Annotated in this window: 14 protein-coding genes and 2 pseudogenes; 6 read left to right on the top strand and 10 right to left on the bottom strand. The window is 64.3% G+C overall.

Features of this window, described 5'->3' with window-relative positions; all coding sequences use genetic code 11:
• Positions 1–13 precede the first annotated feature (13 nt).
• Both M1B35_RS12550 and M1B35_RS12545 read right to left on the bottom strand, forming a co-directional pair.
• On the bottom strand, positions 14–1,429 hold the full coding sequence (locus M1B35_RS12550; protein WP_268262058.1) for an FAD-binding oxidoreductase: 1,416 nt from the start codon (positions 1,427–1,429) through the stop codon (positions 14–16).
• Positions 1,430–1,673: 244 nt separating this feature from the next.
• Positions 1,674–2,363, bottom strand: a complete 690-nt coding sequence (locus M1B35_RS12545) for a hypothetical protein (RefSeq protein WP_268262057.1) — start codon at positions 2,361–2,363, stop codon at positions 1,674–1,676.
• A 284-nt stretch (positions 2,364–2,647) separates the two neighbouring features.
• Between M1B35_RS12545 and M1B35_RS12540 the strand changes: the two genes are divergently transcribed.
• Entirely contained in the window at positions 2,648–4,609 is a 1,962-nt protein-coding gene (locus M1B35_RS12540; RefSeq protein ID WP_268262056.1) for a methyl-accepting chemotaxis protein, read from the top strand.
• Positions 4,610–4,694: 85 nt separating this feature from the next.
• On the opposite strand, the gene M1B35_RS12535 is transcribed toward M1B35_RS12540, so the two are convergent.
• From M1B35_RS12535 to M1B35_RS12520, 4 genes are all read right to left on the bottom strand, one after another.
• Positions 4,695–7,100, bottom strand: a complete 2,406-nt coding sequence (locus tag M1B35_RS12535; protein ID WP_268262055.1) for an efflux RND transporter permease subunit — start codon at positions 7,098–7,100, stop codon at positions 4,695–4,697.
• Positions 7,090–8,247, bottom strand: coding sequence for a WD40/YVTN/BNR-like repeat-containing protein (locus tag M1B35_RS12530; protein WP_268262054.1), 1,158 nt, complete (start codon positions 8,245–8,247; stop codon positions 7,090–7,092). The genes M1B35_RS12535 and M1B35_RS12530 overlap by 11 nt, the downstream gene beginning before the upstream one ends.
• A 94-nt stretch (positions 8,248–8,341) precedes the next feature.
• Positions 8,342–9,694, bottom strand: coding sequence for a DUF1329 domain-containing protein (locus tag M1B35_RS12525; protein ID WP_268262053.1), 1,353 nt, complete (start codon positions 9,692–9,694; stop codon positions 8,342–8,344).
• Positions 9,695–9,720: 26 nt separating this feature from the next.
• Entirely contained in the window at positions 9,721–11,370 is a 1,650-nt protein-coding gene (locus tag M1B35_RS12520; protein WP_425273406.1) for a DUF1302 domain-containing protein, read from the bottom strand.
• A gap of 4 nt (positions 11,371–11,374) precedes the next feature.
• On the opposite strand from M1B35_RS12520, the gene M1B35_RS12515 reads away from it, so the two are divergent.
• The 4 genes and pseudogenes from M1B35_RS12515 to M1B35_RS12505 all read left to right on the top strand — a co-directional run bounded on the left by M1B35_RS12515 (position 11,375) and on the right by M1B35_RS12505 (position 14,406).
• Complete coding sequence (locus M1B35_RS12515; RefSeq protein WP_268262051.1) at positions 11,375–11,554, top strand: hypothetical protein; 180 nt, start codon at positions 11,375–11,377, stop codon at positions 11,552–11,554.
• 139 nt (positions 11,555–11,693) lie between these two features.
• A pseudogene (locus M1B35_RS32205) lies at positions 11,694–12,776 on the top strand (HAMP domain-containing protein); the annotation flags it as partial.
• Positions 12,759–13,633, top strand: a pseudogene (locus M1B35_RS32200) (methyl-accepting chemotaxis protein). The pseudogenes M1B35_RS32205 and M1B35_RS32200, both read left to right, overlap by 18 nt.
• Before the next feature lie 86 nt (positions 13,634–13,719).
• A complete protein-coding gene (locus M1B35_RS12505; protein ID WP_123336113.1) occupies positions 13,720–14,406 on the top strand; it encodes a GntR family transcriptional regulator in 687 nt (228 codons plus the stop codon).
• Positions 14,407–14,495: 89 nt separating this feature from the next.
• Here M1B35_RS12505 and M1B35_RS12500 read toward each other — a convergent pair whose 3' ends face one another.
• From M1B35_RS12500 to M1B35_RS12485, 4 genes are read right to left on the bottom strand one after another with little or no spacing between them, the layout of a single operon-like run.
• Positions 14,496–16,058 carry a bifunctional 3-(3-hydroxy-phenyl)propionate/3-hydroxycinnamic acid hydroxylase gene (locus tag M1B35_RS12500; protein ID WP_268262050.1) on the bottom strand — a complete coding sequence of 521 codons (1,563 nt, stop codon included), beginning with the start codon at positions 16,056–16,058 and terminating at the stop codon, positions 14,496–14,498.
• A 54-nt stretch (positions 16,059–16,112) separates the two neighbouring features.
• Positions 16,113–17,543 (bottom strand): aldehyde dehydrogenase family protein, encoded by a 1,431-nt coding sequence (locus M1B35_RS12495; RefSeq protein WP_268262049.1) that lies wholly within the window; start codon positions 17,541–17,543, stop codon positions 16,113–16,115.
• Positions 17,544–17,602: 59 nt separating this feature from the next.
• Complete coding sequence (locus tag M1B35_RS12490) at positions 17,603–18,160, bottom strand: VOC family protein (RefSeq protein WP_123335697.1); 558 nt, start codon at positions 18,158–18,160, stop codon at positions 17,603–17,605.
• 42 nt (positions 18,161–18,202) lie between these two features.
• A complete protein-coding gene (locus M1B35_RS12485; RefSeq protein WP_123335699.1) occupies positions 18,203–19,054 on the bottom strand; it encodes a fumarylacetoacetate hydrolase family protein in 852 nt (283 codons plus the stop codon).
• Between the two features lie 118 nt (positions 19,055–19,172).
• Between M1B35_RS12485 and M1B35_RS12480 the strand changes: the two genes are divergently transcribed.
• Positions 19,173–19,549 (top strand): amino acid synthesis family protein (locus M1B35_RS12480; protein ID WP_268262048.1); only part of this gene is annotated, 377 nt, incomplete at its 3' end.

Genomic DNA, 19,549 nt, shown 5'->3' with positions numbered 1-19,549 from the left:
TGGTGGCTGGCGCCTAAACGGCTGGCGTGCCGCGGGCGAAGATCTTCCCCGGGTTCATCAGCTGTTGCGGGTCGAGGGCGGCCTTGATCGCGGCCATGATATCCACCGCGTTCTGCCCGTGCTCCAGGCGCATGAAACCTTGTTTGGTCAGGCCGATGCCGTGCTCGCCGGTGCAGGAGCCGTTCATGGCGATGGCCCGTTCTGCCAAGCGATGGGCCACCTCTTCGGCGCGCTGCACTTCGGCCGGGTCCTCGGGGTTGACCAGGATCACCGCGTGGAAATTGCCATCGCCCACATGGCCGAAGATCGGTGCCAGCAAGCCGTTTTGCTCCAGGTCGGCAGTCGTGGCTTCGATGCATTCGGCCAGGCGCGAGATCGGCACCACGGCGTCGGTGGTCAAGGCCCGGCAGCCGGGGCGCAGGGCGATGGCGGCAAAATAACCGTCGTGCCTTGCCTGCCACAGGCGGCTGCGGTCTTCCGGGTGCACGGCCCAGTCGAAGTCCTGGCCGCCGTGTTCGTCGGCCAGCAGGCGGACGGTTTCCACCTGTTCCTTGACGCTGGATTCGGAGCCATGCAGCTCGAAAAACAGCGATGGCGCCTCGTGCAACTGGGTCTTGCTGTAGGCATTCAGGGCGCGCACGGTGAGGGCGTCGATCAGCTCGATACGGGCAAACGGCACCCCCAGCTGGATGGCTTGGATCACCGTGCGCACCGCTTGGTCGACGCTGGGGAAGTTGCACACCGCGGCGGAAATCGCTTCCGGGATCGGGTGCAGTTTGACCGTCAGTTCCGCCACCGTGGCCAGGGTGCCGCCGGAGCCGATCAGCAGATGGCCGAGGTCATAACCGGCCGAGGATTTACGCGCCCGGCCACCCGTCTGGATCACTCGACCATCGGCCAGCACCGCGGTCATGGCCAGGACGTTTTCGCGCATGGTGCCGTAGCGCACGGCGTTGGTGCCCGAGGCCCTGGTGGCGGCCATCCCGCCCAGGGAGGCATCGGCGCCGGGGTCGATGGGGAAGAACAGCCCGGTGCCGTGCAGCGCCGCGTTCAGCTGCTTGCGGGTCACCCCGGGTTGCACGGTGACGTCCATGTCGTCGATGCGCACCTCAAGAATCTGGTTCATCGCCGACAGGTCAAGGCACACCCCGCCATGCAGCGCATGCACCCAACCTTCCAGGGAACTGCCGCTGCCGTAAGGGATGATCGGCACCCGATAACGGTGGCAAGCCTGCTGCACCGCGACGATTTCCTCCAGGTTGTGAACGAAGGCCACGGCTTGCGGCGGCATGGGGTCGAGGGCGGAGATATCGCTGCCGTGGTGTTCACGAACACTGGCCGAGGTGCTTAGGCGCGGGCCCAGCAGCTGGGTCAGCTCATCCAGCAAGGCACTGGGCAGCGTGGGCGTAGCAGGGGCGGTGGGCAGCATCGAGCAGTCTCCGGTTTTATTGTTCCTCGGGTTCGGCAGCGTGGCACCGGGCCCGGGCGGGGAGTTGCCCATATCCTAACTGTATACATTGGGGGTCGGTCGTGCAGATTCGAGATGGCGTTATCGCAAGGACAGATAGGCCCGTCCCCATTTCTCAAACCACCCCCCATCCGTAGGAGCTGGCTTGCCAGCGATAAAGCCAGCGATAAAGCCCGCACGGCCGCCATCGCCGGCAAGCCGGCTCCTACAGTAAGGTTTTACACCTGACCAACGCCAGATAAACGCCAGCGTCTTTCCCAGGCTCGATGTAATGCGCGCCTTCAAGGTCGGCGATCCGGGTCGGGACCATCACGCACTCCAGTGGCGGTGCGCCTTCGTACCAGTCGTCGTTGTCGTCCAGGCCGCGCAGGAAAGCGTCGAGGAAGTCCTGGCAACTGTCGAACTGGCCGTAGCTGTAGCCGCCTTGTTGGTCGCTGTAAAAGCGTGAGTAGCTCAGCAGCACGATGCCCCAGCGTTCAATGGGTTCCTGGGGCGAGGTGCGCGGGATGGGTTTGACCAGGTCCTTGCGGATTTCGCGGATTTTGTAGAAAGCATTTTTGTTGTTGTGCACCACCTTGAATTCGAGGGCCGTGGAGGGCTGTTCGGCGTAGCTGTCCTCGATCCAGATATCCACCTTGCGACGCTCGGCGGCGATCAGCCAGCGCGGGACATTGGCGCGTGCCGCCAGGTGGTTGGCGGGGCGGTAGTCGGCGCGCTCGTCGAGTTGGCCGCCGAGGCCGAAACGGTCGCGGTGAATGTCCAGCAATGCGGCCGATTCCAGGCTCAGCCACAGCTCGGGGGCGACGGTGACCATGATGGATTTGAGCATGCGCTGGCGTTCTTCCTGCTGCAGGTGCGTCAGCAGTAAATCGGTAAAGGCGGGGACAAAGGACATGGGATCTCCGTATCAGGTTTGAAAGGTCCGTCGTTTCATGTGTGGCGGCTGGGGAGGCTTCCCTGTTCTCCAGATGTTTGGGTGGCGCGGCGTTTTATTGATCCAAGTCAATGAAATGGCAGATTTCCGCTTCAGGAAAGGTATTGCAACGAAACAGTGGGGCGTCTTCAGTGCTGGCACTTGGCTATTAACGTACCATCGCCGCCGCATGCGCAGGGACAACAAGGGACGGTTAGGAACATCGCGCGCCAATGAATTTAATGTGAAATGAGGCTTGAAGGGAAATGCTCAAGAATGCACCGCTGCGTCTGAAACTGCTGTTGATTCTGCTACTGCCGTTGCTGGGGTTTCTGATCCTGGCCGGGGTGTTTGTGGTGGACAACTACAAGACGCTGCGTGATATGAACGCGACGGTCACCGCCAGCGCCACGGCCCAGAAGTTGAGCCAATTGATCACCACCTTGCAGCGTGAGCGGGGCGCCAGCGGGGTCTTCCTGGGCAGCGGTGGCAAGTCCATGGGCGAGCGCATGTCGCAGATGCGCCAGGACTCCAGTGCCTCGGTTGAGGTGGTGCGCGGCCTGTCCGCGACGGGCAATGGGCAGTTGGACAAGGTGCTGAATGCATTGGATCAGTTGCCGGTCGTCCGCGGGCAGGTCGATAAGCTGAGCATCAACAGCACCGAGTCGGGCGCCCGTTACACCGAGATCATTCAAACCCTCATTGGCTACACCCACTCCCTGGAAGCCAGCGTCAACAACGCCACCATCGTTCACGCACTCGGCGCGTTGAATCAGTTCATCGAGATGAAAGAGCGCGCTGGCCGCGAGCGGGTGGTGCTCGGCCTGGTGTTCAACCAGGGGCGTTTCGATGAGGCGCTGCTGTCGCGCTTCAGTCGCAACCTCGGCGAGTTCACGGCCTACTACGATGCCTTCCGGCGCAAGGCCCCGGCGGCGTCGCTGCAACAGTTCGACCAGCAAATGCAAAGCCCGGCGGTGGTCGAAGTCGGCAAGTTGCAGCGCCTGGGGTTCGAGGTGCCGATGGGCCAGGCGCTGGGCATCAAGCCTGAAGCCTGGTTTGAACTCGCCACCCAGCGCATAGACCTGATGGGCCAGGTGGAGGAGGCCCTGGGCCAAAGCGTCAGCGGCCTGGCGATGCACGAGCGGGATGACGCCAACCGTGCGCTGTGGCTGACCATCGGCGCGGTGATCGTGTCGCTGCTGGCGGTGTCGGTGCTGTCGTACCTGATTATCCGCATGATCGATTCGGCGGTGCAGGACCTCAACCGCGCACTCAACGACCTGGCGCAACGCGACCTCACGGCCCGGGCCACCTACGAGAGCAAGGACGAGTTCGGCCAGATCTCGCGCAACCTCAACCGCATGGCCGATGAGATTCGCGGCATCGTCCAGGAAATTGGCAGTGCCACGGCGCAAGTGGCCACGGCGGCCGAAGAGTCGTCGGCGGTCACCCTGCAGACCAGCCAGAGTGTCGAGCGGCAACGCCAGGGCACCGAGTTGGTGGCCACCGCCATCAGTGAAATGAGCGCCACCGTGCGCGAGGTGGCCCACAGCACCAACGACGCCGCGCAAATGTCGCAGCGGGTCAACACCAGCACGGCCCAAGGGCGCACCGAGATTGAAAGCACCATCGGGCTGATCCGGCAACTGTCGGGCCAGGCCGAGGAAACGGCGCTGATCATCGGCGACTTGAAGCACGAAAGTGATGCCATTTCTTCGGTGCTCGATGTGATTCGCGGCATCGCCGATCAAACCAACTTGCTGGCCCTGAACGCCGCCATCGAAGCGGCGCGTGCTGGGGATCATGGCCGTGGTTTTGCGGTGGTGGCGTCCGAGGTGCGCACCCTGGCGCAGAAAACCCAGGAATCCACCGGCAACATTCAACTGATGATCGCCAACTTGCAGGCCGGCTCGGACCGGGCGGCCACCTCCATGCAAGAGACCTTGGTCAAGGCCCAGGATGGCGCGAGCAAGGTCGAGCGTGCCGGTGAGTTGTTGGTGGAAATTGCCGAGGGCGTGGCGGGCATCAGTGACCGCAACATTCAAATCGCCTCGGCGGCGGAAGAGCAAAGCGCGGTGTCCGAAGACATCAACCGCAACGTCAATGAGATCAACGACCTGGTGATCCAGGTGAGTGCCGGTGCAGAGCAGACGGCGATCACCAGCCAGGAGCTGGCGCGCCTGGCCGAGTTCCAGCAGCAGTTGGTGGGCCGCTTCAAGATGGCCTAAAGCGCTGGCGACAATCGCCTGAGTGGTTTTGAGCCCCTCTGATGCTTGCGCACCGAGGGGCTTTTTTACGCGCCGTGGTTACCCCTCAAGCCATGATCGGAACGCTGGCCTTGGGCTTGAACAGCACGCAGGCCAGGGCTGGGGTGAGGATCAGCGCGCCGAGCATGTTCCAGATAAACATGAAGGCCAGGAGGATGCCCATGTCGGCCTGGAACTTGATCGGCGACAGCACCCAGGTGGCCACCGCCACGCCCAGGGTGACGCCGGTCAGCACCACCACTTTGCCGGTGGAGAGCAGGGCGGTGTAGTAGGCGTTGGACAGGCTCGCGCCCTGGCGCAGGTGGGCCAGGGTGATGCTGAGGATGTACAGCGAGTAGTCCACGCCGATGCCTACGCCGAGGGCGATCACCGGCAGGGTCGCGACCTTGAGGCCGATGTCCAGGCCGACCATCAGCGCCTCGCAGAGGATCGAGGTGAGCATCAGCGGCAGCACCGTGCACACCACCGCACGCCAGGAGCGGAAGGTGATAAAGCACAGCACGATCACCGCCAGGTACACCACCAGCAGCATCTGCATATTGGCGCGCTTGACCACGATGTTGGTGGCGGCCTCGATCCCGGCGTTGCCGGCGGCGGACATGAATTGCAGCTCGGCGGTGTTGTGCGTCGCGGCAAAGGTTTCCACGGTGCTGGCCACCCGGGTCAGGGTGTCGGCCTTGTGGTCGGTGAGGAACACGTTGACCGTCAGCAAGTCGCAGTTCTGGTTGAACAGCTCCCGCGGGGCGCGGGTGATGATCGCGTTGAGCAGGCCCTGGTTACGCGGGATTTCATACCAGCGCAGGCTGCCTTCGTTCATCCCTGCTGCCGCCTGTTTGCTCAGGGCCGCCAGGGAGCTGGTGGAGACCACCCCGGGCAGTTGTTGCAGGCGCGCTTCCAAGGCATCGACGGTGACCAGGGTGTTGTAGTTGGCGCAGTAGAAGGGCGGGGTCTTGACCATGACCACGTACTTGTCGCTGCTGGCCGCGTAGTTGCCCACCATAAAACCGTTGTCGCGGTTGTAGCGCGAATCGGCCCGCAGCTCCGGGGCCCCGGGGTTGAGGTCGCCGACCTTGACGTGCAGGCTCACGGCAAACCCGGCCACCCCCAGCACCGCCGCCACGGCAATCGCCAGGCGCGCCCATTTTTTCTGGGTGAAGCGGTCGAGGAACGACCACAGCGGGTGGCGCCGATGTTCCAGGTCGCTCAGGGCCAGGCGTTCGGCCTGGGCTTCACGCTCGGCGGCGCGGCGGCTGACACCGGTGTACGACAGCAGGATCGGCAGCAGCACCAGGTTGGTCAGCACCAGCACCATCACCCCCAGGGTGGCGGTGATCGCCAGGTCCTGGATCACCGGGATGTTGATGATCATCAGCACGGCAAAACCCACGGCGTCGGCCATCAGCGCCATCAGCCCGGTGAGGAACAGGCGGCGGAAGGTAAAGCGCGCGGCCACCAGCTTGTCCGCGCCGCGGCCGATGTCCTGCATGATCCCGTTCATCTTCTGCGCGCCATGGCTCAGGCCGATGGCGAACACCAGGAACGGCACCAGGATCGAGTACGGGTCCAGCTGATAACCCAAGGTCGGCAACAGCCCCATCAACCACAGCACGGCGATCATCGAGCAGGACAACACCAGCACCGTGCTGCGCAGGCAACGGGTGTACCACAGCAGCACCAGGCCGCAGATCAGCAGGGTGCCGGCAAAAAACACCTGCATCAGCAACAGGCCGTCCATCAAGTCGCCCACCACCTTGGCAAACCCGGTGATGGCGATGGAATAACGCTCGCTTTCATACTGCTGGCGCAGCTGTTCCAGGCGTTGGGACAGGGCGTGGTAATCCAGGGGCGCGGCGTCTTGCCCGCTGGTGTCCTGCAACGGCAGGAGGATCACGCTGGAGCGCAGGTTACCCGCCACCAGGCGCCCCAGTTCACCGGAGCGTTCGACGTTCTGCCGCACTTGATCGATGCTCGCCGCCGAACCGTCGTAGTCGTCGGGGATCACCGGGCCGCCGTCGAAGCCTTCCTCGGTGACGCCGATCCAGCGGGTGGCCGGGGTCCACAGGGACTTCATGTAAGGCCGGTCCACGCCGTCGAGCAGGAACAGCTCATCGTTGATGCGCTTGAGGGTGTCCAGGTACTCGGCGTCGTAGATCGTGCCTTGCTTGGCCTCCAGGGCAATGCGCAGGGTGTTGCCGCCTTCCCCCAGTTGGCCCCGGTATTTGAAGTAGTTTTCGATGTAGGGATGGCCCACCGGGATCATCTTTTCGAAGGCCGCGCTGAGCTTGAGGTGGGTGGCCTGGTAGCCCAGCACCGCGCTGAGCAGCAGACACAGGGCTACCACCAGGCCGCGATGGTTGAACAGCAGGCGTTCCACCAGGCTGCCGGAGCGCTTGTCGAACAGCAGGAATTCCGCGGCCGTGTCGCTGTGAGGGTCGTGCACTTTACTGTTCACGGGCGCTGCTCCGCTGGCTGTCATTCAAGGAAAAGGTGTTCAGGCCCCGAGCGCCGGCGGCCACCAGGCCACCGTCGGCGCTTTGCACCAAGGCGTTGAGCGCGGTGTTCTGGCCCAAGGCGGTGGCTTTGAAGCTGCGGCCGTCATCGTCGCTGCGCAACACGCGACCGGTTTCGTCCACCAGCAGCAGGCTGCCGTCATCGACCTGGAGGCCGGCGGTGAGGGTCACGGGCTGGTTGTTGGCGACGGTGCTCCAGCTCTCGCCCTGGTCATCGGAGCGGTAGATCTTGCCGCGCAGGCCGAACGCCAACAGATGGTGCTGCTGGCTGGCGAGCAGGCCGAACAAGGTACCGTTGGCCGGGATCTCGACCCGGGCAAACGACCGGCCCTGGTCGGTGGAACGCAGCAGCAGGCCTTGCTCGGCGGCGATAAACAACGTGCCCTGCAGGTCGAGAATGCCGTACAGGTGCAGCGCCGACGGGTTGTCCAGGCGGGCGCTGATGGGCTGCCAATGCTGGCCGCCATCCTGGGTCTCGAAGGCCAGGCCGTAGGCACCCACCACCAGGCCCTGCTGTTCATTGAAAAAATGCACGGCGAGGAAGGGTTTGTCCGGGCCGTCTTCCAGCAAGCGCTGGGCTTCGTCCACCCGCTGCTGGGCGTCGTCACCGGGGTTTTCGCTCAAGGCGCTTTTGGCCACGTCCAGCGACAGTTGCGCGGCCTGGTTGCCGTCCAGTTGCGTGGCCCAGGTCAGGCCGTCGTCGGTGCTGTGCAGGATCACCCCGGCGTGCCCGACGGCCCAGCCTTGGCGGGCCGAGGGGAAGGTCACTTGGGTCAGGGTCACGCTGACCGGCGAAGGCATCTGCTGCCAGGACTGGCCATTGTCCGTGGAGCGCAGGATAAACCCGCGCTCGCCCACGGCCACCAAGGCCGTTCCGGCCCGGGCCACGCTGAGCATCAGCGAGCGCGGCGCCAGTTCGCTCTGCAGCGCCGGGCGTTGAAAGAGTTCGGCGTCGCCCGGTGCCTCGGCCAGGGCCAGGGGCGCCAGGCCGAGGCTCCCGCTCAGCCCCAGGCACAGGGCCAGGGCGCGGCCGGGGCGGGCGGCGAGGGTGGTGCTGAGGAGCGTTCGTATGACGAGCGCTGGTATCACGCAAGTACGTATGAATAGCGGCTTGGACATCTTGACCTCGACAATCCGGAAATGGGGCCCGCCACGTGCGGGCCCCATGTGCTGCGTCACAGAGTCAGCGCACCGAGCCCGAGGCCACGGCGTTACCGGTGAAGAAGTTCTCCGACTTGCGTGGCACCACTTTGTAGGTCTCGCCGTTGAGGCCCTGGACCACGCTGTAGGTCTTGGCCTGCAAGTTGTAAATGACCACCGGCTTGACCACCACCGCCGGGATCGACGGCACCACGAACGGCAGCGCCTGGGTCACGCGCCACAACTTGCCTTGGGCGTCATAGCCGTCGGCCAGGGCGATGGTCCAGCTGTCCTCGTCGATGTAGAAGCGGCGCTTGGGCACGGCATGGCGCTTGCCCGGCGCGACGGTGGCTTCCACTTCCCAGACCCGGTGCAGTTCCCAGCGCATCTTGTCGGAGTTGAGGGTTTTCTCGGTGAACACATCGTCCGGTTTCTCGGCGTGGAACTTGTTCAGGTTGTAGGGGATGTACATCTCCTTCTTGCCGATCAGCTTCCACTCGTAGCGGTCCGGGTGGCCGATAAAACCGTGCACTTCATCGAAGTAGTTGGCGCCCGAGGCCACGAAGTCCGGGGTGTCGTAACCCACGGTTGGCGCGCGCCGCACCCGGCGTTGGCCCACCAGGTACTGCCAGGCTTCACGGGGGTTGGCAGCGTCCACGCTGTCGTGGGTCACCAGGGATTCACCGGCCTTGAACGGCGGTTCGCTGGTGAGGAAACGCAGCAGCACGTACTGGCCGGACCACTTCTGCGCATCGCCGTCTTTGTAGTAATAGGGGTATTGCCAGTTCTCCACGCCGCGGCTGGCCAGGGTCCGCGAGCCGTCGGAGTTGCCGATCATGTTGCGGTAGCCGTGCTCGATGGACTCGGCCTCGGTGCGCAGCAGGAAGTTCCAGATCAGTTCACTGCCGTTGGCTGGAATCGGGAACGGCACGCCGCCGTAGCAACCCTGGACCGAGAGGCCGTTCTGGGTCAGTTGGCATTGGGTGGCATTCTTCTGGGTGTTGTCGTAGGTCCACTGGGGCGCCGCGGCGCTGCGGTGGGTGGGGTAGACGTTGAGGTGGAAGTTATCCGGGTACTGGGCCAGCAGGGCGCGGGTACCTTCACTGAGTTTGTCGGCGTACTGCGCGGCGTTTTTCGCATTGATCTGCAACAGCGGTTTTTCCCCGGGGAAGGGGTCCGCCGGCACGTCGCCGAACTTGGGCCCGGCCACGTCCTGGGTCAGGCCGCCGGTCCAGGCGGGGATGCTGCCGTCCTTGTTGCCGGCTTTTTCCGCCCCCATGGGGGTCAGGGTGGTTTTCAGGGTGGCGGCCTGGTCGGCGGACACCGCGGCCAGGGTCGGGCCCGAGACCAGGCCGAACAGGGCCAGGGCGCAAAGCGTGGGGGCGTGCTGTTTCATGGGGGTTCTCCGGAGCATGGCAGGCATCAGAACGTGCGCTGAAGCGAGAAGGACACGAAGTCGCGGTCCTTCATGTTTTGTTTGAAGGTGTAGGCATTGGTGGAGTCGATGATCGGCCCGCCATCACCAAAGAAATTGGTGTAGCTGAGGGACGCGTACCAGGTCTTCTGGTAGTCGGCCTTGAGGCCCAGGGTGAAGTCGCCGCCGTGTTCCGGGGAGAACGCTTGCGGGGTCACCGACGAGCGACCGTAGGGCGTGTAGCCCACGGTGATCGGCACTTGCACATCGACCCCGGGCATCACCTGGAAGTACTGCGGCTCGAAGGTGAAGCGCAGCGAATAGGCGTCGCGGGTGGTGTTGGGGTCCAGTTGGTCTTCGTTTTTCTTCACGCTCAGGCGACGGTTGAAGGCCAGCTCGCCGACAAAGGACGCCGCGTCCCAGACCTGGTTGCCGCCGTAGATGTTGATCATCGACACCTGGGCATGCAGCGAATCGCCGATCGGGTAGGCGGCGTTCTTGTCGTTGTCGGCACCCAAGCCTGCGATCACCACGCCACCGGTAGGCGCCAGCGGTGTATCGACGCGCATCGACACCTCACCGGCGACGTTGGCTTCGCCCACCAGGGTGCTGAAGCTGGCGCCGAACACCTTCACGTCTTCGGCATAGACGTTGACGTAGCTGTCGTCGTTGCCGGGTATCAGGGCGGCCGGGCGGAAGTAGAAGATCGGGGTTTTCTCGTGGTACTTGGCGGCGTAGAGGCCGAATTCCCAGTCTTCGAGGCTGAACTTGAACTGCGCACCGAACTGCCCGGAATCCTTGGCATTGATGCTGGCGCCACGGGTCAGGCGGCCGGTGGGGAAGAACACGCTTTCAGCGCCATCACCGACAAAGTCACCGCCGCTGAAGTAGCTGCCGGAGCCGGGCAGGCGGGTCTTGTTCCACTCGAACTGGTAGTAGGCGCCGATGCTCACGGTGTCGCTCAATTGCCAGTTGCCCGACACCTGTTTGGTCGGCAGGAGAATTTCCTTGAACTGCGAGCCGGGCACCGATTGCAGCTTCACCAGGTCGATGGTGGATTGGGCGTTGGCGATGCCGTTGGCACCGAAGAACAGGCTTTCACCGTAGATCTGGGTGAACTGGCCGAGGCGCCCGGACACCCGGGTTTCACCCACGTCTCGCGAGCCGTAGACGAAGGCGTCGAGCAACTCGCCCTTGCGTCCATGAAGCTTGCGGGTGTCGTCGGTGAAGTGGTTGTTGCGCACGCTCAGGGCGTTGGCGGTGCCCGGCGAATCGTTGTCGTTGCTGTCGTTGTACTCCGTGTCGTACCAGGCCGCGCCGCTGAGGCGGGCGCCGACATCCTTGTAGCGAATGTCCAGTTCCGAAAGCAGGTCGACGCGGTTGGAGATCAGGCCGCTGCTGAAGTTGCGGTCACCGTCGTCCATGTTGGGGTTGGCCACCGAGGTGCCGGGGCCGCCGGACACGCTGCCCTCGCGACCCTTGAGGCGAAAGGCGTTGCTGTACTTGAGGGTGTTGTCCCAGCTGGTGCTGAGGTCGGGGATGCCGGTGTCGAACTGGAAGGCGACGGCATTCACCGAGGTGCACAAGGCAATGGCGGCGCCGACGGTGCCGGTGGCGCGGGCGAAGCACTGGGGACGGCCCGGGCGGCTGTGGGGCATTTTCATGGAAACCTCTTCTGCTTTTTTATTGTTGTTGAAGCGAATCGATTTATGGCTGGCAGCAAGCAACGGCGATCTGGCGTGGGGCGGCTCCTGTGGGGTTCAACGGCAAGGGGTCGGGGTGAAGCCAACGGCCTTGGCGCTGGCGCCGAGAACATGGCATGGATTATTATTTTGTGCATGATTCATTTTAATTTGCCCTAAAAATGAATTTGTGCACAAAAAGTAAATCCGCAAAAATCCAATGTCAAGGAAAACCGCAGGCGCTGCCACGCCAAGGGCGATTGCCTTGATTGCCGTTTCTCAGCCCAGGAAAAACAACAATGAATAATCTGCCCGGTGCTTTTGCTCGTCCCCTGTCCATCAGCGCCTTGCTGATCACGGGGTTCAGTCTGTTGTGCGGCCTCACCGTGGTCCTTGCCGGGACCGCAGCCTATGCCTTGCAGGCGGTGTTGGAGGGACAGGCGCGGCTGCTGCACGTCAACGAATGGCACGCCAGCGTGCTTGGGGCCCGCGCCGCGGAAAAAACCTATCGGGTGGACGCTGCCGACAGCGCTCGGGACCAGGTGTTGAGTAGCGTGCAGGGCCTGATGCAAGAGCTGACCCAGGGCTTGCCGGGCGGCCTTGCCACAGACCCGGCCTTGTTGCGTGCTAGCCAGGACTACCTGGCCCGCTTCCAGGGGTTCAGTGCCACGCGCCAGCGCACCCAGGCGACCCAGGCCAGCATGCAAAGCCAGGCCGAAGCGGCCAAGGGCGGTTTTGAAGGGGTGGAACAGGACCTGCTGGAAGCCCTGGGCGAGGCCATCGACCAGGGCCGCGCCAGCCTCGACCTGGTGACCCAGGCCGACAACGCCATGGCCCTGATGCGCAAGCTGATGGCGGTGCGCAGCAGCGAATGGGCCTTTGCCCGACAGCCCGATGGCGCCCGTTACGACCAGTGGCTGTTGCTGATGAGCGACTTGCAATCGTCCACCCAGGCCCTGGCCAACGGCGCCGCCGAAACCCAGCGCCAAACCCTGGAGGCGGCATTGCAAGCCCTGGGCGGCTATCGCCAGGCGTTCGAGGAATACCGCCTGCGCGCCGAGGAAAGCCGCGCCAGTGAGCAGTCCATGGACGGCCTGGCGCAGCAGATGCTCACGGACTTTGTCGCCTTGAAACAGCAGGTCCTGGTGCAGCAGCAGGCCCTGGATCGGCGCGCCTATGCCTGGCTGCTGGGCATGACCCTGCTGGCCCTGGTGTTGAGCGCCGCGGCAGCCTGGTTGATTCGCCGGCGGATTGTCACGCCGCTGCGCTACACCGCCCAGGTGGCCGGCGAGGTGGCGGCCGGGAGCCTCAGCCCGTCCCTGGTGGTGACCCGCCAGGACGAACTGGGCCAGGTGTTGTTGGCCATGCAGGGCATGACCCGCAGCCTGCACCAGATCATGAGCCGCATCGACCAGGGCAGCCGTCGCCTGACCCTGGCGTGCGGCGAGCTGTCCACGGCCACGGCGGCCGCCGAGCAGGGTGCCCGCGAGCAGTCCCGGGAGGCTGACAGCACGGCGGCGGCCATGGAGCAGGTCAACGCCAGCCTGGCCCAGGTGGCCCGGCACACCGAGCACAGCCTGCAATCGGCCCAGGCCGCCCGCAGCGGTTACGAAGCCGGCGAGCGGGACGTGGCGGCGGTGGCCTTGCAGAGCCGCGAGCTGACCGGGCAGATGGACAGCGCCAGCCAGGCCATGCAACGCCTGGACGAAGAGAGCGGGCGCATCGCCGGGGTGCTGGCGGTGATCCACGCCCTGGCCGAACAGACCAACCTGCTGGCGCTGAATGCGGCCATCGAGGCGCCCGGGCCGGTGAGCAGGGCCGGGGCTTTTCGGTGGTGGCCGATGAAGTGCGGCACCTGGCCAACCGCACCCAGGAAGCGGCGGCGCAGATCGGCGCCATGACCCAATCCCTGCAACGCCAGACCCAGGGCGCGGTGCACGATATCGAGAGTGCCCGGCAACAGGCGCAACTGACCCGGCAACTCTCGGCCCAGGCCAGCGTGGCCCTGGCTCAGGTGGCGGAGAACCTGGGCATCATGCACGGCCTCAACCAGCAGATCGCCAGCGCCACCCAGGAACAGTGCCAGGTGGCTCAGGGCGTTGGGCGCAGCATGCTCAAAGTGCAGCAAACCTGTGAACGCAACCTCTCCAGCAACCAGCAATTGGACAGCGCCAGTAAAGACCTGGAGCGTCTAGGGCAGGAGTTGCACGGCATCCTGCAGTTTTTCCGTCTGTCCTGAGGTGCAGAAAGTCACGGAGTAAATTGCACAAAGCCATTTTTGCGCATAAAATCGCCAACAGTGCAATATCTATCAGGTCCATGAACATGCTCAGTAATCAAAGCGGGTCGTTGATTGAGGTGGCGTTGCAGCAGATGAAGAAGTCGATCATCTGCTGCGATCTGGCTCCCGGCGAAAAGCTTAAAGTGGCGGAATTGTCCAAGGCCTATGGCTTGAGCAGTTCGCCCATCCGCGAGGCGCTCAACCGCCTGGCCCAGGAAGGCATCGTCGAAGCCAGCGAGAACAAGGGCTTTCGCGTCGCTGGCCTGTCGGTGGAGGATTTCGGTGAAATCACCCACCTGCGCTGCCTGCTGGAGCGCGAGGCCCTGGCCAATGCCATCGCCCATGGCGACGATGCCTGGGAGGCCGATATCCTCGGCGCCTACCATCGCTTGAGCCTGGTGGAAAAGAAGCTCGGCAGCCTGCCAGTGGCCCTGGACGATGATTGGTCGGAGCGGCACAAAGCCTTTCACTTCGCCCTATTCTCGGCCTGCCAGTCGTCCCTGTTGCTGCGCACCGTCGACTCGCTGTTCGACCGCGCCGAACGTTACCGGCGTTTCTCGGCCCTGCGGCGCAAGGTCGAGCGGCATAAAGGCAACGAGCACAAGCGCCTGATGGATGCGGTATTGGCACGGGACACTGAGAAGGCCGTGGCCTTGCTCGACAGCCATATCAGCGAAACCCTGAGCCGGGTCAGCGATGCCTTGCTGGGTCAGCATTCCACCCTGCAATAAGCCCCCGGTAACAAGCGCTCGGCAATAAGCACAGAGCAAAAAAACGCCGCGCCAGATCACTCTGGCGCGGCGTTTTTCATGGGGCGCGGTTAGCCATTCAGGCTGTGCAGTAAGCGGTTGATCAGGGCCAGGGCCTGGTCGTCGCTGATGGCGCTGCCGAACACATAGTGGTCGGGGCGCACCAGCAGGACCTTGCACTGGCGTTCGTTCATCCACTGCCCCAGTAGCCCGTCCTGTTCCTGATAGTGATCGATCGGGTCGCCGGCAGCGGGGGCCTGCTCCACCAGACGCACAATCTGCAGCGGCAGGCGTTGCAAGCCCTGGGGCAGCTGTTGCAGCAGGCGCTCGCCGTCAAAGTCGGCGGCCAGCACCAGGCGCAGGCTTTGCCCGGTGAAGCTGTCGAGCAGGCCTTGCTCGCCGTCACGGTTGCGCACCCGGGGTTGGGGGAACAGTTCGCCGGCCGCAGGTGAACTGTCGATCAGCCCGGCATTCAGGTGCGGAATCAGCGATTGGCGGATCATGCCGTTGGGCGTGGCGCGCATCTGTTCCAGCAGGCGCAGGTCACGCTCGGCGGCCCGCTGCGGGTCCCGCTCGCAGATGGTCTGGCCGAAGCTCTTGGCCACCTCGGTGGTGCGTCGCACATGGGGCGCGCGCTCGGCCTGGTAGCTGTCCAGCAGCCCCGGGGCGGCCAGGTCGCGGTTCACCAGGGCCAGCTTCCACACCAGGTTCAGGGCGTCGCGAATGCCTTGGCACATGCCTTGGGCCAGGAACGGCGGGGTCATGTGCGCAGCGTCGCCAAGGAAGAAAATCCGTTCGGCGCGCCACTGGCGCAGGATCAGCGCATGGAAGCGGTAGCTGGACGCGCGCCAGATCTGATAATCCTCGGCCGGCAGCCAACGGGCGATCAAGCGGCGGATCGACTCGGGGCGAGCGATGTCCACCGGCGACTCATCGGGGTTGATCATGAACTCCCAGCGCCGATGGCGACCCGGGCCCACCACGAAGGTGCAGGGGCGCTCGGTTTCGCAGTACTGCACGTTGGTCTCCGGCAGGGTTTCGCCGGCGCCCTCGTTGAGCAGCACGTCCACCACCAGCCACGGCTCGTCGAACGTCAGGTCTTCCATGCCGAGGTCGAGGCGAGTGCGGATCTGGCTGGTGCCGCCGTCGCAGGCCAGCACATGGCGGGCACTGTAGGTGTGCTCCTGGCCCTGGGCATCACGCACCAGGACTTCGGCCTGCTGCTCGCCGGAACGCACATCCAGCACCTCGACGCCCAGTTGCACGCGCACATGGGCGTAGCTGTCGATGCGTGCGCGCAATGCACGCTCCACCGGCGGTTGCGAGAACACGTAGTTCGGCGACCAGCCCAGCAGGTGCGGCGGCTTGGCGGCGTCGATGCGCTTGATCAGGCGGGCGTCGCTGGACACATAGTGCGAGGCCCGATAGGGCATGGTGTGGCTGGCAATGGCGTCGGCCAGGCCGAGGTTGTCCAGGGTGCGCATCACTTCGTGGTCGAAGCCCATGGCCCGTGGGTTTTCATAGATGTCGGGGGCCTTGTCCAGGGCCAGGGTCTTGAGGCCCCAGAGCCCGGCGAGGTTGGCTGCCGTGGCGCCCACCGGGCCCATGCCGACAATGATCAGATCGTAATCCATGCTGTGCTCCATCTTCTTGTTGTGGTGCCCGGCCGAGGGGAGTGTGGACACGCCTCAGGCCTGGGTGTAAGCGGTTTTGACCGTGGTGAAGAATTCCACCGCATGGCTGCCCTGTTCCCGAGGGCCGTAGCTGGAAGCTTTGCTGCCGCCAAAGGGCACGTGGTAATCGACCCCGGCGGTGGGGGTGTTGACCATCACCATGCCGCTCTGCACTTCCTGCTTGAAGTGACTGGCGTGCTTCAGGGACGTGGTGCAGATCCCCGCCGAGAGGCCGAACGGCGTGTCATTGGCCAGTTGCAGGGCGTGTTCATAATGATCGGCGGCAATCAGGCAGGCCACCGGGCCGAAAATCTCCTCCCGGGCGATGCGCGCCTGGGGATCGGTGTCGACAAACAGTGCCGGGCTCATGAAGTAGCCGTCGGTGCCTCGCCGCAGCGGTTCGCCGCCCCAGGCCAGGGTCGCACCCTCGGCCTTGCCGATGGCCACGTAGTCCAGGTTCTGCCGCAGTTGCGCGGCATCGGCCACCGGGCCGATCTGGCTCTGCGGGTCCAGCGCGTGGCCCACCCGCAAGGCTTGCAAACGCTCAGTCAGGGCGGCGGCGAAGGCCGGGTAGATGGCCTTCTCGACAATCAACCGCGACGACGCCGTGCAGCGTTGCCCGGTGGAGAAGTAAGCGCCTTGTACTGCGCACTCCACCGCCTGATCGAGGTCGGCATCGGCCAGCACCACCAGCGGGTTCTTGCCGCCCATTTCCAGTTGCAGCTTGGCGAAGCGCGCCCCAGCCACCTGCATCAACTGGCGCCCGGTGTCTTGCGAACCGGTGAAGCTGATGGCTTGCACCCGCGGTGCTTCGAGCAGGGCCTGGCCGACCACACTGCCGCGGCCCATCAACAGGTTGAAGGTGCCGTCCGGCAAGCCGGCGCGGCTGATGATTTCGGCCAGGGCCCAGGCACTGCCGGGCACCAGGTCGGCGGGCTTGAACACCACGCTGTTGCCGTAGGCCAGGGCCGGGGCGATTTTCCAGGCGGGGATGGCAATCGGGAAATTCCACGGGGTGATGATGCCGACCACGCCCACCGGCCGGCGCAGGATATCCACTTCGATTCCCGGGCGTATCGAAGCCAGGTGCTCGCCACGGACGCGCAGGGTTTCCCCGGCGAAAAACTTGAAGATCTGCCCGGCGCGCACCACTTCCGCCGTGGCTTCGACCAGGGTTTTGCCTTCTTCCCGGGCCAACAGATGGCCCAGTTCATCTCGGCGTGCGAGCAATTCGCTGCCGATGAAATCCAGGGCATCGGCCCTGGCTTGCGGGCTTTTGCCGGCCCAGATCGGTTGTGCGTCGCGCGCCGCCAGGATCGCCTGGTACGCGTCGTCGGCGCTGGCCTGGGCGTACAGCCCGACCAGGTCATGAATGTCCGAAGGGCTGAGGTTCTCCCTGATGCCGCTGCCTTCGACCCACTGTCCCGCTATCAGATTCTTGTGCATGGCATGACTCTGCGTGCATGTGTGGGCGACCGGCCCGACGCCGGTCGCCGCCAAGGGGCTTACCAGCGCACGCGCTGTTGGGCGATGCGCTCACTGATCGATTGCATCCACTCGTCTCGGGTCTGGAAGCCCGGGCGACGCTTGCACATGGCCAGGGTCTGGGCCCGGATCTGCTCGGCGCTCTGCTCCAGGTCCAGGGGCTCGCGGCACGGCTGGTTGGTGTAGTAGGGCGCGTCGACGTACATCTCGATCGGGTTGCCTTCCGGGTCCTTGAAGTACAGGGACCAGGCATTGCCGTGGTCGACCTGGTCGATCGGCCCGATGCCGTTGGCCTTGGCGAACTGGTAGTAGCGCTGCAGGTCTTCGAGGGAGTCGAGGAGGAACGACAGCTGGTTGATCGGGTTGAAAGCCAGGTCCACCGGCTTGCCGTCAAACAACACCAGTTGATGGTGGACCTCGGGGTTCTGGGTCATGAAGAACAGGCGGTGACCGGTGGAGGCCACGCCCTTGTCGCTGACGATAAAGCCCAGCTTGCTGCAATAGAACTCGACCATGTTGTCCAGGTCGGCGCAGAAGGTCCCGGTGTGGGTGAAGTTGATTCGCGGAAGGGTGTTCATGCTTGGCTCCTGATTATTGTCATTGTTTGCGCGAAGCGTGCTTCAGGCCTCGTCGGCCACGGGGTTGGACAGGGTGCCAATCTGCGTAATCACCACCTCGAACACATCCCCCGGCTTGAGGAAAATCGGCGGCGTGCGCTTGAAGCCGATGCCGCTCGGGGTGCCGGTGGCGAGGATGTCTCCGGGGTTCCAGGTCAGGGCCTTGGACACGTAGGCGATCAGGGTCGGGATGTCGAACGCCAGCTCGTCCAGGGAACCTTCCTGCAACTGCTCGCCGTTGAGAATGCCGCGAACTTGCAGCGCGCGATAGTCGGCAATTTCATCGGCCGTCACCAGCCATGGGCCCAAGGCACCGGTGCTGCGGAAGGTCTTGCCCATGCCGTATTGGTGGGTGTGGAACTGCCAGTCGCGCACGCTGGCGTCGTTGAAGCAGGTGTAGCCCGCGACGTGGTCCATGGCGTCTTCGACGGCGATGTGGGCGCCGCCCTTGCCGATCACCACCGCCAGCTCCGCCTCAAAGTCGAACTGCTCGGACACCACCGGGCGCAGCAGCGGTTCGCCGTGGGCCAGCAGGGTTTCGGCAAAGCGTTGGAAGATCACCGGGTACTGGCCGACCTTGCGCCCGGCTTCCTCGGCGTGGGCCACGTAGTTGATGCCGACGCAGATGACTTTGCCCGGCGCCGGGATCACCGGGGCCAGTTGCACGCTGCTCAACGGGTAGTCGGGCTGCACGTCGGCGACCCGCGAGCGGGCCTGTTGCAACAGTTCTGGATCGGCCAGCAGGGCCGCGAGGTTATCGACACCGGGGAACTGCTTGCCCAGGTCGATGACGTGGTCGTCGACCACGGCGCCGAAACAGGCTTGCTGGTTGTGGTGATAGGAGATCAGTTTCATGGAGTGCATTTCCTTTTTGTGCATAAAACATAATTTCTTGCACCATACATTACATAATGCATATTATGGAAGCCCGCCAAGCAACTTCTTACAGGCGGGTGTCTGCCGGAGATCAAGCATGTCGTTGGTGAAGATCCGCAAATTCAAACTGGATATAGAAGAAGTGCATCACGAGGGCGGGCCGGTGGTGGCCGAGCCCCTGTTGATCGCCGTGGCCGTGGCCGTGGTGGAGAACCCCTACGCCGGGCGCTATGAAGAAAACCTGCTGCCGTTCATGGAGCAGTTGCGGGCCCTGGGCAGCGAGTTGTCCCAGCGTTTGATCAGCGCCCTGGGCGGTGCGGATCGGGTCCAGGCCTATGGCAAGGGCGCCATCGTCGGTGAAGACGGCGAACTGGAGCACGGCGCGGTGTGGCACGAGGCCGGCGGCTGGGCCATGCGTGAAGCCCTGGGCAACCCCAAGGCGATTGTCCCGGCGGCCAAAAGCATTGCCGGGCC

This window comes from Pseudomonas morbosilactucae (assembly GCF_023241665.1).
In the GTDB taxonomy this organism is placed as follows: Bacteria; Pseudomonadota; Gammaproteobacteria; order Pseudomonadales; family Pseudomonadaceae; genus Aquipseudomonas; species Aquipseudomonas morbosilactucae.
The sequence above is the reverse complement of the archived record's forward strand: the minus strand, read 5'-3'. Positions and strand labels throughout refer to the sequence as shown.